The 13,791-nt window shown below is 61.0% G+C and carries 17 protein-coding genes and 1 pseudogene; 7 read left to right on the forward strand and 11 right to left on the reverse strand.

What is annotated here, in order from left to right; translation table 11 throughout:
• Nucleotides 1–64 precede the first annotated feature (64 nt).
• Complete coding sequence (locus ABCR88_RS17610) at nt 65–676, forward strand: cupin domain-containing protein (RefSeq protein ID WP_060838987.1); 612 nt, start codon at nt 65–67, stop codon at nt 674–676.
• Nucleotides 677–800: 124 nt separating this feature from the next.
• Here ABCR88_RS17610 and ABCR88_RS17615 read toward each other — a convergent pair.
• The 3 genes and pseudogenes from ABCR88_RS17615 to ABCR88_RS17625 all read right to left on the reverse strand — a co-directional run bounded on the left by ABCR88_RS17615 (nt 801) and on the right by ABCR88_RS17625 (nt 2,870).
• Nucleotides 801–1,706: pseudogene (locus ABCR88_RS17615) on the reverse strand (DMT family transporter).
• A gap of 19 nt (nt 1,707–1,725) precedes the next feature.
• A complete protein-coding gene (locus ABCR88_RS17620; RefSeq protein ID WP_350024038.1) occupies nt 1,726–2,016 on the reverse strand; it encodes a DUF1330 domain-containing protein in 291 nt (96 codons plus the stop codon).
• A complete protein-coding gene (locus tag ABCR88_RS17625) occupies nt 2,013–2,870 on the reverse strand; it encodes an NAD(P)H-dependent oxidoreductase (RefSeq protein WP_350024037.1) in 858 nt (285 codons plus the stop codon). The genes ABCR88_RS17620 and ABCR88_RS17625 overlap by 4 nt, the downstream gene beginning before the upstream one ends.
• Nucleotides 2,871–2,974: 104 nt before the next feature.
• On the opposite strand from ABCR88_RS17625, the gene ABCR88_RS17630 reads away from it, so the two are divergent.
• Nucleotides 2,975–3,865, forward strand: coding sequence for a LysR substrate-binding domain-containing protein (locus ABCR88_RS17630; protein ID WP_350024036.1), 891 nt, complete (start codon nt 2,975–2,977; stop codon nt 3,863–3,865).
• A 137-nt stretch (nt 3,866–4,002) separates the two neighbouring features.
• On the opposite strand, the gene ABCR88_RS17635 is transcribed toward ABCR88_RS17630, so the two are convergent.
• Entirely contained in the window at nt 4,003–4,290 is a 288-nt protein-coding gene (locus ABCR88_RS17635) for a DUF3077 domain-containing protein (RefSeq protein ID WP_350024035.1), read from the reverse strand.
• Between the two features lie 290 nt (nt 4,291–4,580).
• Between ABCR88_RS17635 and ABCR88_RS17640 the strand changes: the two genes are divergently transcribed.
• Entirely contained in the window at nt 4,581–5,249 is a 669-nt protein-coding gene (locus ABCR88_RS17640; protein ID WP_350024134.1) for a phytanoyl-CoA dioxygenase family protein, read from the forward strand.
• A 46-nt stretch (nt 5,250–5,295) separates the two neighbouring features.
• Here the strand turns inward: ABCR88_RS17640 and ABCR88_RS17645 are convergent, their stop codons facing one another.
• From ABCR88_RS17645 to ABCR88_RS17655, 3 genes are all read right to left on the reverse strand, one after another.
• Nucleotides 5,296–5,484, reverse strand: a complete 189-nt coding sequence (locus ABCR88_RS17645; RefSeq protein ID WP_253278692.1) for a DUF6360 family protein — start codon at nt 5,482–5,484, stop codon at nt 5,296–5,298.
• Between the two features lie 2 nt (nt 5,485–5,486).
• Complete coding sequence (locus ABCR88_RS17650) at nt 5,487–5,750, reverse strand: hypothetical protein (protein WP_350024034.1); 264 nt, start codon at nt 5,748–5,750, stop codon at nt 5,487–5,489.
• 230 nt (nt 5,751–5,980) lie between these two features.
• A complete protein-coding gene (locus ABCR88_RS17655) occupies nt 5,981–6,895 on the reverse strand; it encodes an SGNH/GDSL hydrolase family protein (protein WP_350024033.1) in 915 nt (304 codons plus the stop codon).
• 197 nt (nt 6,896–7,092) lie between these two features.
• Between ABCR88_RS17655 and ABCR88_RS17660 the strand changes: the two genes are divergently transcribed.
• Nucleotides 7,093–7,521, forward strand: a complete 429-nt coding sequence (locus ABCR88_RS17660) for a hypothetical protein (RefSeq protein ID WP_315869309.1) — start codon at nt 7,093–7,095, stop codon at nt 7,519–7,521.
• A gap of 133 nt (nt 7,522–7,654) precedes the next feature.
• On the opposite strand, the gene ABCR88_RS17665 is transcribed toward ABCR88_RS17660, so the two are convergent.
• From ABCR88_RS17665 to ABCR88_RS17675, 3 genes are all read right to left on the reverse strand, one after another.
• Nucleotides 7,655–8,131: a hypothetical protein gene (locus ABCR88_RS17665; protein WP_350402901.1), complete on the reverse strand. Its 477-nt coding sequence runs from the start codon at nt 8,129–8,131 to the stop codon at nt 7,655–7,657.
• Between the two features lie 217 nt (nt 8,132–8,348).
• Nucleotides 8,349–8,612, reverse strand: coding sequence for a hypothetical protein (locus tag ABCR88_RS17670; RefSeq protein WP_041117850.1), 264 nt, complete (start codon nt 8,610–8,612; stop codon nt 8,349–8,351).
• 36 nt (nt 8,613–8,648) lie between these two features.
• A complete protein-coding gene (locus tag ABCR88_RS17675) occupies nt 8,649–9,593 on the reverse strand; it encodes an AraC family transcriptional regulator (protein ID WP_350024031.1) in 945 nt (314 codons plus the stop codon).
• Between the two features lie 178 nt (nt 9,594–9,771).
• Here ABCR88_RS17675 and ABCR88_RS17680 point away from each other — a divergent pair, with 178 nt between their 5' ends.
• From ABCR88_RS17680 to ABCR88_RS17690, 3 genes are all read left to right on the forward strand, one after another.
• A complete protein-coding gene (locus ABCR88_RS17680; RefSeq protein WP_350024030.1) occupies nt 9,772–10,200 on the forward strand; it encodes a hypothetical protein in 429 nt (142 codons plus the stop codon).
• Between the two features lie 66 nt (nt 10,201–10,266).
• Entirely contained in the window at nt 10,267–10,887 is a 621-nt protein-coding gene (locus ABCR88_RS17685) for a hypothetical protein (protein ID WP_011060988.1), read from the forward strand.
• Entirely contained in the window at nt 10,880–11,533 is a 654-nt protein-coding gene (locus ABCR88_RS17690; RefSeq protein ID WP_350402902.1) for a hypothetical protein, read from the forward strand. Before ABCR88_RS17685 ends, ABCR88_RS17690 begins: the two co-directional genes overlap by 8 nt.
• Before the next feature lie 61 nt (nt 11,534–11,594).
• On the opposite strand, the gene katG is transcribed toward ABCR88_RS17690, so the two are convergent.
• Nucleotides 11,595–13,775 (reverse strand): catalase/peroxidase HPI, encoded by a 2,181-nt coding sequence (katG, locus tag ABCR88_RS17695; protein ID WP_350402904.1) that lies wholly within the window; start codon nt 13,773–13,775, stop codon nt 11,595–11,597.
• Nucleotides 13,776–13,791: the final 16 nt, after the last annotated feature.

Here is a 13,791-nt window from a genome sequence, read left to right on the forward strand (position 1 = left end):
ATACTCCAGGGCTTTTGCAGGACGGGTGCCCGGACGCGCCCGCCTTCCAGGCCTGGAGCCCGCCATGAATCAAAGCAGCAAGACGCCGCCCGAGCCCGGCAGCGACAACCAAGCCCCCGGCGGCCCACAGTTTCTTGGCACCCGTATCCGCGGCCTGCGCAAACGCCGTGGCCTGACCCTGAGCGAACTGGCCCAGCAGAGCGAACTCACCGCCGGCTACATCAGCCAACTGGAACGCAACCTCGCCTACCCCTCCATCCCCGCCCTGTTCAACATCGCCCGCAGCCTGGGCGTGACCATCCAATGGTTCTTCGCCAGCGAAACCCAGACCGCGCCCGAGGATCAGGGCTATGTAGTGCGCAAGAAACAGCGGCTGCAGGTGAATTATGAGAACGGGATTATTGATCAGCTGTTAACCCCGCAACCGACCCGGCAGCTGGAGTTTTTGCACTCACGGTTTCCACCGGGGACGTACAGCAAGGAGAGTTACAGCCATGAGGGCGAAGAAGCCGGGTATGTGCTGTCGGGGAGTTTTGAGCTGTGGGTGGGGGAACGGTATTTTCAGCTGAGTGAGGGGGATAGCTTTAGTTTCTCCAGCCAGGAACCGCATAAGTATGGGAATCCTGGGGAGGAGGATGCGGTGGTGTTGTGGGTGATAACGCCGCCGACGTTTTGAGGAGGATGTTGAGGGGGGTTAACCGAACGGCTGCTACCGGCCACGAGCTGCCGTTCGCGACAGACTCTCGGCCAAAAGCAACCATTGATGAAGAGCAGTCCCGGTTTGACGTTGCTCTTACAATTTAAGGAGCAATCGTCCCTTTGCTCACGTTAACCACGAGCAGACCTGCCACGGCCAATCCTGCACCCAGTAGGAACCCACCGCCGTATGCTCATCCAGCCAGAGATATCCCATCAGCACACCAAACAGCAGGGTCATGGAAGCCATCACCCCAAGGCGTGCTGCAAGGTAACGGCGAAGCATCCAGAACCAAACTAAATAACTGGCGAATGATACGACCAGCGTCTGGAACCCTAGACATGGCCCATGTTAGTGGACTGAGCTTCACAGAGGTTTGCCCTGCCAACAAAGCCAAGGGGAGTACTAACAGGAAGGCGCCGACCAATTGGTAATACAGGGTCTGCGTAGCTGGAGCTTCAGCTAATCTGCTGGAGCGCACGGCGACCGTAGTGAACCCCCAGGAAATACCAGCGCACAGACCGAGAAAATCACCAAACAAGCGGTGCTAAACGGCAGCACCTCCTGCGTTCTCCCGAGGCAACAAAAACGTTACCGCTATTCCAAGAAAAGCCATGCCCATACTAAGCCATTGGGGCAAGCTCAAGCGTTCCTCCGGCAACCGGATATGCAGATCTATAGCGGCAAACAGTGGTGCGGTGTAAAGGAATAAAGCCATGTGCGATGGGCTCGTCCAGCGCCAGCCTTCAGCGATAAAGAGGAACTCCGCTACGAACAATGCGCCTACGACCGGACCGGAGCGTCGCCAGACACCTGGCAGCCAAGCCTTGCGCAGCATCCACCGGCCTACGAGCCATACCAGAACTGCCGCGATTCCAGATCGTAGTGAGACCTGCATCATGAGTGACACGTCCTCAGCAATTGCCTTCATTGCGACCTGTTGCGCTCCCCAGACTAGGCGTGGCAAAACTATGATTCCCGCGGCCGTGCCATCAACTGGCTTGCTCATGTAACAGCCCTGCAAAAATTTAAGCCAAGTTACCTTCGATAATTATCATTTCTCGCTTATAAGCGCGAAACGCAACCGACCTGGCTTTAGCGTAATCAGGGTCAATACTGCAGGCCTTGGCCTGTTCATAACTCGGGAACTCGACAACCAATACACGTTTGGTGGTCACTGATTCCAGCAGCGCGCCTGGATCTAAAAGCCGGACGCTGGCGCCATATTTCTTACATACCGGCGCCCAAAGCTGGCTATATTCTTTTTGTGCATCAGCGTCGATTACATCCGTTCCAAGAATGATCCAATAGCCTTTCACTGTGGATCCTCCAGTGAAGAGTTAATCTGGTTGAAGCGTGCAGTTTGTGCGTTCTTTTCATCTTCAATACGGCACTGCGCAAAACTGCTTGCCGCCTCCTCGAAGGTCTGTTCTGCGCGCGGGTTCCACTGAACACCGGACCGAGCGATGACCCCTGGCTTGAGTTGTTGATGCTCGTCGTAATCTCGACGGGGATGGAAGAACAAGGGTTGGAGTTCGTCCAGATCAGACAAGTGCTTAACGTAGTCCTGAAGGTACTGTTCGCGCTGCAGCTGACTCACTCGCGCAGGCATCCATGCGGCAAAAGGTGGCAGTACAGTAAAACCGGTGTAAGCAAGAATCCCATTATGAATGGGCCACAGAATATGGTGCAGGTCACCATCAACACCGTTTGGCTCATACAGTGTGCTGGCCGTACCTGTGGTAAGGCTTAGCATTGCTCGTTTGCCTTTAAGAGGACCGGTTTCATACTTTCGCCCAGACGAATACGCGAAACCACGGCTGAAGACCCGATCGACCCATCCTTTGAGGATGGCTGGCATGGAAAACCACCACATCGGGAATTGAAAAATGACCAGATCAGCCTCGGCGACTTTCGATTGCTCAAGCTCTACCTCGCGGCACACTGTCTCATTGGCCTGCGCATGCTCTTGTTCATTGGACGGATCAAAATAGTTTGCATCAGCACGATCGCCGAACTCGTTCGAGTGAAGCGTGGCGTTCCAACCCATGGCATACAAGTCGCTGATCTGGACGTTATGCCCCAGCGCTTCAAAAGTGCTCACAGCGGTCCGCGTCATGGCGCCGTTGAATGATTTGGGTTCGGGATGAGCGTGGATGATCAGAATGTTCATGTCTTGGACCTACATAGCTCTACGATTGAAGATGTGATTGTCAGGGAGTCGCTTATGCCGTACAAACCATCTGTTTTATCGCTATAAGAGAGAATTACTAATCTATGCGATCTGATACTCCGCTCAAGGCCATTGCCTGCTTTGACGCTGTTATGCAGACGGGTAGCGCGGCGCTGGCAGCTCAACAACTGTTTGTCACGCCGGGTGCAGTGAGCCAGCAGATTCGTAAACTTGAGGATTGGCTGGGCGTTCCTTTGTTCGTACGCACCGTTCGCAAATTACAACCGACTGAATATGCGACGCTCTATTGGGAACAGATAAAGCCAGCGCTGCAGCAGATTGACCAAGCCAATGCAACGGTACAGCGTCGACTTGAATCGCAAGTGCGTCTGAGCATGCCGCCAGCGTTCGCCAACACTTGGTTTGCAAGACGCATGCCCTTACTGACCAGTCGATATCCTGGCCTGAACCTTCATCTCAGCGCTTCAGCAGACAACGTGGATTTCAATTCCCCCACATACGATCTGGCTGTCCGCTACTTCGACGGCCAGGATGGTAATTTGAATGTTTTGTTGCTGCTGCCTGACGAAGTGAGCGCGTATTGCAGCCCCGCTTATCGGGAGTGGCTAAAAGCGGTAACCGTGGAGGATATGACGCGGGCGACTCTGCTAATAACAACCTCGCACGCAAATTGGTCTCGATGGCTCGAACAGCTCGGCCTTACTTTCGATTGCATGACAAGCCATCTACGTTTCGACCAGTCGGAGACGGCCATCGATGCGGCCAGACGAAGTCAGGGTCTGGTGCTAACAAGTCCATGGCTCGTCGAGGAAGATCTGAATAAAAACAACCTGGTCCAGTTATTTCCCCACAAACTGCGCACTGAAAAGAATTACTACATAGTTACAAGTAAGGATCGGCCCCTCACTGCGGCCGCACGGCAATTGCGTGATTGGTTAATAGCCGCTGCACACTGCAGCGATGACGAAATGTAATCGAAGCCATTCGGGGCCGAACAGGTTACGCACGAACATCCGCTTCAGGCCGAAAGCTACCTACTCAAATCAAAAAACGCCGCTTATCAACCAACAATAAGCGGCGCTTATATCTACTTAGTACGGGTAGCCCTAACTCAGCGCCTCTCCCTCAATCCGTCTACCCCCAACCCCAAACACACATCATCAATCACCGCCTTGCCCATCTCTGCCAAAAAGTGCGCAGCCCACGCATACCGCTCCCCCTGCTCTTCCATAGCCGCATCCAGCGCAAGTTTTTTAGCGTAGTACAGCAACGTCGAAGCCTGCTCCAACGCCTGCTGCAAAGGCACATCCGCATTGACGCGAAACAACGTTAGTTCAGGATCTGCACATTGGCCAAAGGTGACAAAACCTTGGGTTTTGATGGAGTTTGAATGGCTCATCGTGCACCTCCCGCCAGGGTCTGGCAGCAGAGGCTATTGAGCGGGGGAAGGTGAATGGAACAGCAGCAAATTACGGACAGATTCCCGGCAGACATGATTGAAACTCCCTGATCAACAATGTGCCTGTATCTGATCGGGTTCTCAGGCCCGGTCGCTGATTTTGCAGCGACCGCAGCAGACTAGGCGGTCTTCTCACCCTGCGGCAACCGCTAAACCGTAGCCGGTTATGTCGCTCGGATTAGCGAGCCGTTATGCTCTCCCCCACCCCGGATAAGGACATCTGCCCCCTCATGATCGACCGCGAACAACTTCATCAAAACGGCTACCAGTTGCTGCGTCAGGCGGTGCCCGCCAGCTGGCTGGATGAGCTGCGGGCCACCTTTGAGGCGGGGGTGATCGGGCCCGAGCAATGGCCGGTGCCTCGGGGGCCGGACTGGCGTCATGCGCTGGTGGATCTGGATGCGCGGGTGCAGGCGGTGTGTCGCTTGCCGGCGGTGTTGGCGGTGGCCGGGGAGTTGATCGGGGAAGGCTTTTTTCTGGCTCAGGTGGAGGGCCGCGAGCCGTTGGCCGGGGGCGGTCATCAAGTATTGCACCGGGATCTGTCGGACCAGCGCCTCGGTGACCGGGTCACGGCGCTGGTTTATCTCGATGACTATGGGCCGGCCAATGGCGCGACGCGCATCGTGCCCGGCAGTCATCGCCCCGGGGAGCAGTTGGCGCCCTTCGATTTCAGTGATGAATCCCGGGTGGTGCATCTGGCGGGTGATGCGGGGGACGTGCTGCTGTTCGATGCTGATCTGGTGCATGGGGCCAGTCTGAACCCCAGTGGTGCGCGCCGTCGCAGCTTGCTGGTCAGCTATTGCGCCCTGGGGCTGTATGAGTCCCATCTGCAGACGCTGGGCCTGCGTGCTATCCGCATGGACACCCGCGAGCGCTTCGAGCCGGCGGACTTTGTCTGAGTGGGCTCGGGCGCCAGGGGTGCGTCAGCCAAAGCGTGGCGCTCATTCAGTCGGCAAGGCGGCTGGCCAGACGTTGCAGTGCCTGGGCCAGTTCCAGGGCCTGTTCTGCCGTCAGTTCCACGGGGTCGTTGTGCGGGCTGATGGCCTTGAGATGAATGGCACTGCCCTGCTCTATCCATAGGCGCACATCGCCGTCGCTGCTCTCGAAATAATCCGTTGTGCGGTCAATCGGCATGCTCATTCACCTTGTACGTGGGCGCTGGCCAGTTCCAGCAGGCGGGTGAAGTGGGCGATGGCGAAATACAGGTCATCGCGGGTGTCGCCGTCCCAATCTTCGACGGCTTCCCTGTCGGCCTTGAGTGAGGCGATGCGGGTTTTGATCTCGGCGATTTCCGCCGCGCCGCACTGGGTGGCGATGGCCTCCCAGCGTTCCTGGGGAATGTTTTGCTGGACCGAAAGCCCGGCTTGGGCTTGGGCGATCAGTGCGGTGAGTTGGCTCATGGGGTATTCGTCCTGAAAATGCAGCCTTTGAATCGGGGCGCGATCGCGGGCTGGAATGTGCAGAGGCGCGGCTTGTGCGTTAGGCGCTTTGAGGCGGGTCACTTTATCGGGTTCAAGCCCAAACAACGACCTCAAGAGTGGCGCTAAACCCATGTCCTGCATACCACTGGAGAACGGGTTGCTGGCCTCTAGGCCTGGGGGGGACTACCGGCTATGACCGATAGCGAACCTCAACGGCTCGCTTTCAGCGTTTCAAGCATCGCCTCGGCGGCCAGGGCGTGGACTTTGCGGGTAGGGTGCCATTCATCCCAGTAGTAATGGGCATCGGGATCCGCACACACGGGTTTGACGTCCGGATAGGTGGCTTGGCACGGGGTATCCAGATCCTTCAGGCCCGCCACCTCGGGTGCCGCGCGAAGCGCGTTGCTGAAGGTCAGGTGATCGAAGTAGCCAATACTCACGTGATGGGCGTTAGCCAGTGTTGTCAGCACGGCGGGCAGTTTTTGTTCGAGTATCTGCTGGTATTGCGTTGCGTTCTTGACTTGATTGCCCTGCACCACAGCCGGCACATGGCTCAAATCCGTGGTCCCCACCACCATCAGGTGCTTCGCCCCTGCAGCGATCAGCGTCTCGGTGCTCTTCTGTATGTTCGCCACGCTGTTCTGGCCAAGCACGTCGATCGCTTCTGGGTGCGAGAAGTCGGCCCATTCAAAAAAGTCATTGGCTGAGATGAAAATGAAATACAGCGCATCCGGATCCGCCTTGTGTGTTTTAGCGGCTTTCAGGTGATCGGCGATTTGGCCGAAAACCCCGGTGTCGCGAGAGGGCTGCATCCAGGCGTAGTAGTTGCCGTTGCCGCTTTTGGCGCCGCCAATGGCGTAGTCGGTCAAGGGGATTTTCAAGGCCTGCGCCAAGTGCTCGACCGCGGTGGGACCATTGCTCCAGCGTCCCTGCCAATACAACGAACCGGGTAGCGCCTGTGCATCTTTGACCTTCTGCGCGGCCATGGTTCGGGTGAAGGTTTCACCCGCACCGTTGTCGGAGTAGCTGTCACCGAACGCATAGAGATGATCGTAGCCAGGGCCGCCAAAGGCGGTTGATGCAGTCATTGTCATTAGAGCGACCAAGCACGCGCGTCGAATCATCGAAAGTCTCCCAGGTAGTGGTCCTAGACTACCGCTGGCGAGGTTTTGCCTTGCCACGGTTGCGACCTGTACTTAGCCGGGGGCGCAAAGAGTGTGCACGCAGGCTTTTTTTATCCCGCCTGTTGCCTTGGGTGCTTGGCAGCGCCGCACGGGTCGGCTTCAATAACCGCCCCTTTTTATGTTCAGGAGCTAGAAGGATGCAGCTTTATTACCGTTGGGCGGCCGCATGGGTCATGGCGTGGGTACTGGGAATCGGGCTGGCCCAGGCCGAGGAACGGCCACAGGTGGCGGACAAAATCCTGGCCTACACCGGGCCGCACGGGGTGAAGGTCTGGACCCTGCGCATCGGTGAGCGCAGCGCCAACCAGGCGCTGGTGCAGGTGGAAGACGCCGACCACGACTGGAACATGCGCATTCAGAAAATGAACGTGGAGCAAACCGATCGCGACACCCGTTACTTCACGCAGGTGGACGGGCAGAAGTTCGTGGTGCTGCTGCTTCAGGAAGGCTATGGCGAGTTGCATCTGCCGGGTGAGGCCAAGCCGCTGAAGGTGGGCTATGACAGCAACCTGTCCAGCTATGGCGATGCCCAGGCGTTTCTCAATGAGTACCTCAAGGCGCAGTAAAGCGTCTGGCGGCCGCGACCGCTCTGCAACAACGCCTCCCTAGGGAGGCGTTGTCGTTTTACTCGGTGTGCCCCCCTCTCAACGCAGATCAAACCGGTCCAGGCTCATGACGCTGAGGACCCGCACCCCTTTCTTATGAACTCTGGATGATCAGGGCCCCGGCCATCAGGTCTTCGTCTTCAATGCCTTGCTTCAATAGCAGGTAGCCGGTTCCGCCGACCAAAATGCCCTTGTGCCCTGGAGCGGCCCTGTTCAGCCGGGAGTTGTTGATCTGCAGCACATAGTTCAAGCCTGGGCGTGTCTCTTGACCCTGAATCCAGGCGGGTATTCCGGCGATCTTGGCCAGGCCGTTTTCGTCGCTGTCCTGCCGCGGATTTGCAACCACTGCGATTCGCCGCGCCGGGGTGATGGGCTGTCCGTAACCATCCACCTGTCGCGCCGCGGGCCTGTAGGCCAGCACCTTGCCGCCCTCTTGCATGGCTTGCTCGATGTAGGCATCGCTGACGCTTGAGTAAGGCGTAAACAGCGAAACCACCAGCTCTTCATTCAATTGCATGCCGGCAAGGTATCGATTGATAACGCTGGCCGGCAGGCTGGCAAGGTGCAGCAAGGGGGCGCCCGTCGAGTCGGTGGGCCACGGGATGGACTCAGGCAGGTAGGGGTTGCCGCCGAGGTAGGCGGAGCCCTGGTCGGGGTCTTCGGGCAAAAACACTAGTTCGTTAAACAGGGGCTGTTCCTCTCCGGTGTACCGTTGCCCAGGTGGTTGCGTGGGCCCACGGCGCCCTGGCTGCTCTCGACATAATCCGTTGTGCGCTCAGCCGGCAGGTTCATTCACCTTGTGCGTGGGCGGTGGCCAGTTCCAGCAGGCGGGTAAAATTAGCGATGGCGAAGTACAGGTCATCGCGGGTGTCGCCGTCCCAGTCTTCCACCGCTTCGCGGGCAGCCTTGAGTGAGGCGATGCGGGTTTTGATCTCGGCGATTTCCTCGGCGCCGCACTGGGTGGCAATGGCCTCCCAGCGTTCCTGGGGAATGTCTTGCTGGACCGATAGCCCGGCTTTGGCTTGGGCAATCAGTGCTGTCAATTGGCTCATGGGGGTTGTTCCTCAAGGGGCTGGGGTGCGCCTGCGCTAGCCTTCCGCGCCGGGCGGATGGCCAAAGTGGGCCTTGTAGGCGTGGTTGAAGTTGGCCGGGTTGGCGTAGCCCAGGCGGTAGGCGATCTGCGCCACGTGCCATTTGCGCTGGCGCAACAGGGTGCGCGCCAGCTCCATGCGTTGGCGCCGCACATACTGCAGCATCGACTGGCCGAATACCTGGGCAAAGGCGCGGCGCAGAGTGGTCTCCCCTACCCCCAGTTGCTGGGCCAACGCCTGGCTGCCGGGCGGGTCCAGCAGGTGGGCATCGAGCTGGCGGCGGGCTTCGTGGGCCAGGTCCAGTTGCCCGCGCACCGTGGGCGCCGCAGGGCGCTGGCCCTGGAGGTGCACCGCCAGTTCCACCAGCACCGCCAGGCTCAGGCTTTCCTGGTGCAGGCGTTGCAGGGCGCCCTGGTACGGCGCTTGGTAGAGCCGCTCCAGCAAGCTGCCCAGCGCCCGGCAGCGTTGAAACTGGCGAAAGCGGATGCCGTCGTCCAGCAGGCCAAACAAGGGTTGCAGCGTCGGGTCTTCCTCGGCCAGTTCCCGCAAATAGCTGCCGGCGATGCGCAGGCCGGCCATGCGGGCGTGGCTGCCGGCGGGCATCTGGTCCAGCGCTTCCATGGTCTCGCTCAGGCCCAGGGCCTGAGGCGCGCCGGGGGTGTAGTGGTGGAGCTGGCCGTCGATCCGGTGCTGCCATTGCCCGGCCAGCACCTGGACGATGCACAGGCTGTCGGGCAACACCTTGTGGATGCGCAGCGGATCGGGGAATTGCAGGTTGCAGTCGAAGTACTGCAAGTGCGGGCGCACGGTACGGGCGCGGTAGTGGCCGACGGCGCTGCCCATCACCCGCCGGGCACTGGGGTCGAACACCCCGGCGCGGGCCAGGTCAACCGGCCGGTCGAAGCAGAATTGTGTATCGAGGTAGGGGCTCCAGCATTCCATCGGCAAAGCGGGTCCATGGGTGTGGTTGCTACGGCTGCCAATGGTAACTCACTCACACTTTGCGCAGCGGTGGTTGTGAGCTGCGGAATTTTTCTTGTGAATGACGACCAAAGCGCTTGGCAGGGCAGCAGGTGCCGACTTCAATGAACGGCTTTTTCAGATGTCAGGAGTGGGAACCATGCAGTTTTATTGCAAATGGACGGCCGTGTGGGCCATGGCGCTGGCCTTGGGAAGCGGCCTGGCCCAGGCCGATGAGCGACCCCAGGTGGCGGATAAACTGGCGGCCTATGTTGGCCAGCAGGGGGTGAAGGTCTGGACCTTGCGCGTCGGTGAGCGCAGTGAGCACCAGGCGCTGGTGCAGGTGGCGGACGTGGATCACGACTGGAACCTGCGCATCCAGAAAATGGCCGTGGAAAAGACCGCAAAGGATACCCGCTACGCCACGACCGTCGACGGGCAGAAATTCGTGGTGCTGGTGCTCCAGGAGGGTTGGGGCGAGCTGTACCTGCCGGGTGAAGCCGCGCCAGTGCGGGTGCGCTATGACGAGAACCTGTCGAGCCAGGGCGATGCCCAGGCGTTCCTTACCGACTACCTCAAGGCCCGGTAAGCCCTGGGGGAGCGCCGGCACCCAGGCGCTCGACCGCTTTGTTTTCTGTGAATCAAGGACTTGTTTATGACTTCATCGCTGCAACCCGATGCATCCCGCGACGCTCAGCGCGAACAGGTGATCGCCCAGCTCCAGCAGGTGATCCAGCGTGTGCCCGAGCAGAGCGAATTCACCAACACGCGCCGCTATCAACTGCTGGGGCCGCTGTTCACACTGATTTCGCTGGGCATGCTGGCCTGGGGTATCCAGCAGGGCAAGACCGGCATGTTGCTCTGCGGGCTGTTTCTGTCCGCGTTGTTCGCCCTGGTGACCTGGCAGCATCGCCACGCCGGCCAGCATGCCTTCATGCGTTTGACCCGGCGCCAGCTGTTCGTGGATTCCCTGAGTGCCCCGGTCAACCTGACGGACGTGGTGGATGTCCATGTCAAGGATGAGGGGCTGCTGACCCTGCAGCAGCTGACCCTGCGCCCGGGCAGCCCGCTGCCGACCCACAGGCCCGTGCGCCAGGTGTTCGGCAACCAGGCCATGGCGCTCAAGAGCCCCGAACCTCACATTCGCATTCATTCCGCCGGGTTGATGAGCGGGGGGCGCAAACTGGCCATCGATGACATCGCCGCGCTGTTGGACGCCTACTGCCAGGCGGCCAATGCACAGCAACAGCTGGATGAGTTGCAAGGCCGTGGATAACGCCGAAAAAGAAGCCTTGTTGCTGCAACTGCAGGCCGATGCCGACGGCCCCCGGCACCGCTGCGAGATTCGTGAGCGCGCCCTTGGGCAAGCAGTCATGCTGGCCCTGCTTTCCCTGCTGCTGGTGCTGGTGGGCGGCTGGCTGGCCAGCCTGCCTTCGGCCTGGCAGTTGCGCTCTGCCCAGCTGTGGTTCTGGCTGCCCGGGGCGCTGATGCTGGGCGCCGGGCTTGTGGGCCTGGCGGCGGCCGAAGCCCTGCGTCGGCGGCATGGCCAGCAGGTGCTGGTGCTGACCCCCGACACCCTGCAGTTCGCCAATGCGCCCGAACCCACTCCCTGGGTATGTTTCGATGGTTTCGAACTGGAGCAGCGCCACCTGAGCCTGGGGCTGGTGTTCTCGGTGATGGCCGGCAGCCGTGCACCGGCCCTGGCGCCAGCCTGCTTCAAGTCCCTGGCCGCGCCCCATGCCTGGCCAGTGGCCGCGGGCATGCGCGTGCGGTTGTGGCTGTTCAACCCGATGCTCGATGGCCAGCGCCTGGATTTCCAAGCCCTGACCGACCTGCTCTACGCCTACCTGAATGCGGCCCAGGCCCGCAGCACCCTGGGCCAACTGTTCCCGGAGGTGCAACGGGTGGGGGCAACGCAGTAGCCGGGCCAGTAAAAACGCCTCCCTAGGGAGGCGTTGTCGTATTACCCGGTTTGCTCCCCTTTTAGCGCAGATCGAACCGGTCCAGGTTCATCACCTTGTCCCAGGCCGCGACAAAGTCCTTCACGAACTGCTCACCCGCATCCGCCGCCGCATACACCTCGGCCAGGGCCCGCAGTTGCGAGTTTGAACCCAGCAGCAGGTCGACCCGAGTACCGCTCCATTTGTATTGCCCCGTGGCGCGGTCGCTGCCTTCGTACAGGTCGCGGGCCTCGGACTGGGGTTTCCATTGGGTGCCCATGTCCAGCAGGTTGACGAAGAAGTCGTTGCTCAGGGTGCCCGGGCGCGAGGTGAATACGCCGTGGGGCGCTTGCCCGACGTTGGCCCCCAGCACCCGCAGGCCGCCCAGCAGCACGGTCAGTTGCGGGGCGGTGAGGGTCAGCAGTTGCGCTCTGTCCACCAGCAGGGCTTCGGCGGTGACGCCGCTGACCGGCTTGAGGTAGTTGCGAAAGCCATCGGCCACGGGTTCGAGCACGGCGAAGGATTCGACGTCGGTCTGTTCCTGGCTGGCGTCCATGCGCCCCGGGGCGAAGGGCACGCTGATGCTGTAGCCGGCATTGTTTGCCGCCAGTTCCACCGCCGCGCAGCCGCCGAGGACGATCAGGTCGGCCAGGGACACGCGCTTGCCACCCGTCTGCGCGCTGTTGAAGGCGCTCTGGATCGCTTCCAGGCTTTGCAGCACCTGGGCCAGTTGCTGCGGCTGGTTGACCTCCCAGTCTTTTTGCGGGGCCAGGCGAATCCGTGCGCCGTTGGCGCCGCCGCGCTTGTCCGAGCCGCGGAAGGTCGAGGCCGAGGCCCAGGCGGTGGACACCAGTTGCGCCACGGACAGGCCCGAGTTGAGGATCTGGCCCTTGAGCTGCTGGATGTCCTGGGCGTCGATCAGCGGGTGGTTCAGCGCCGGAATCGGGTCTTGCCAGATCAGTTCCTCGGCCGGCACTTCCGGGCCCAGGTAGCGGGCCCGGGGGCCCATGTCGCGGTGAGTGAGTTTGAACCAGGCCCGGGAGAAGGCGTCGGCCAGTTGCTCGGGGTGCTGGTGGAAGCGCCGGGAGATGGCCTCGTAAGCCGGGTCGAAACGCAGCGACAGATCGGTGGTGAGCATCGACGGCGTGCGGCGTCGGCTCGGGTCGTGAGGGTCGGGCACGCTGTCGGCACCGGCGCCGGCTTTGGGTTGCCATTGGTGGGCGCCGGCGGGGCTGGTGGTCAGCTCCCATTCGAAGCCGAACAGGTGGTCGAAGAAGTCGTTGCTCCAGCGGGTCGGGGTGGTGGTCCAGATCACTTCCAGGCCGCTGGTGATGGCGTCGCCACCGACGCCGCTGCCGAAGCTGCTGTTCCAGCCCAGGCCCTGTTCTTCCAGGCCGGCCGCTTCCGGTTCCAGCCCGACGTGGGTCGCGGGGCCGGCGCCGTGGGTCTTGCCGAAGGTGTGGCCACCGGCGATCAGGGCCACGGTTTCTTCGTCGTCCATGGCCATGCGGGCGAAGGTTTCGCGGATGTCCCGGGCCGCCGCCAGCGGGTCGGGGTTGCCGTTGGGGCCTTCCGGGTTGACGTAGATCAGGCCCATCTGCACCGCCCCCAGGGGGTTCTCCAGCTCGCGGTCGCCGCTGTAGCGCTGGTCGTCGAGCCAGGTGGTTTCACTGCCCCAGTAGACGTTGTCTTCCGGCTCCCAGACGTCCTGTCGGCCACCGGCAAAGCCGAAGGTCTTCAAACCCATGGATTCCAGGGCGACGTTGCCGGTGAGGATGATCAGGTCGGCCCAGGAGAGCTTGCGCCCGTACTTCTGCTTGATCGGCCAGATCAGCCGCCGCGCCTTGTCCAGGCTGACGTTGTCCGGCCAGCTGTTGAGCGGGGCGAAGCGCTGCTGCCCGCCCCCGGCGCCACCAAGGCCATCGGCGATGCGGTAGGTGCCGGCGCTGTGCCAGGCCATGCGGATGAACAGCGGGCCGTAGTGGCCGAAATCCGCCGGCCACCAGGGTTGGGAGTCGGTCATCAACGCCAGCAGGTCGCGCTTCACCGCGGCCAGGTCCAGGGTCTTGAATTCGGCGGCGTAGTCGAAATCCTCGGCCATGGGGTCGGACAGGTGCGAGTGCTGGTGGAGGATCTTCAGGTTCAGTTGGCCGGGCCACCAGTCACGGTTGCTGGTGCCTTCGCCGGCGGTGTGTTTGAACGGGCACTTGGATTCGTTGGACATGGGTCACTCCTTCGGT

The sequence above is a fragment of the Pseudomonas sp. W17 genome, from assembly GCF_040268305.1.
Lineage (GTDB): Bacteria > Pseudomonadota > Gammaproteobacteria > Pseudomonadales > Pseudomonadaceae > Aquipseudomonas > Aquipseudomonas protegens.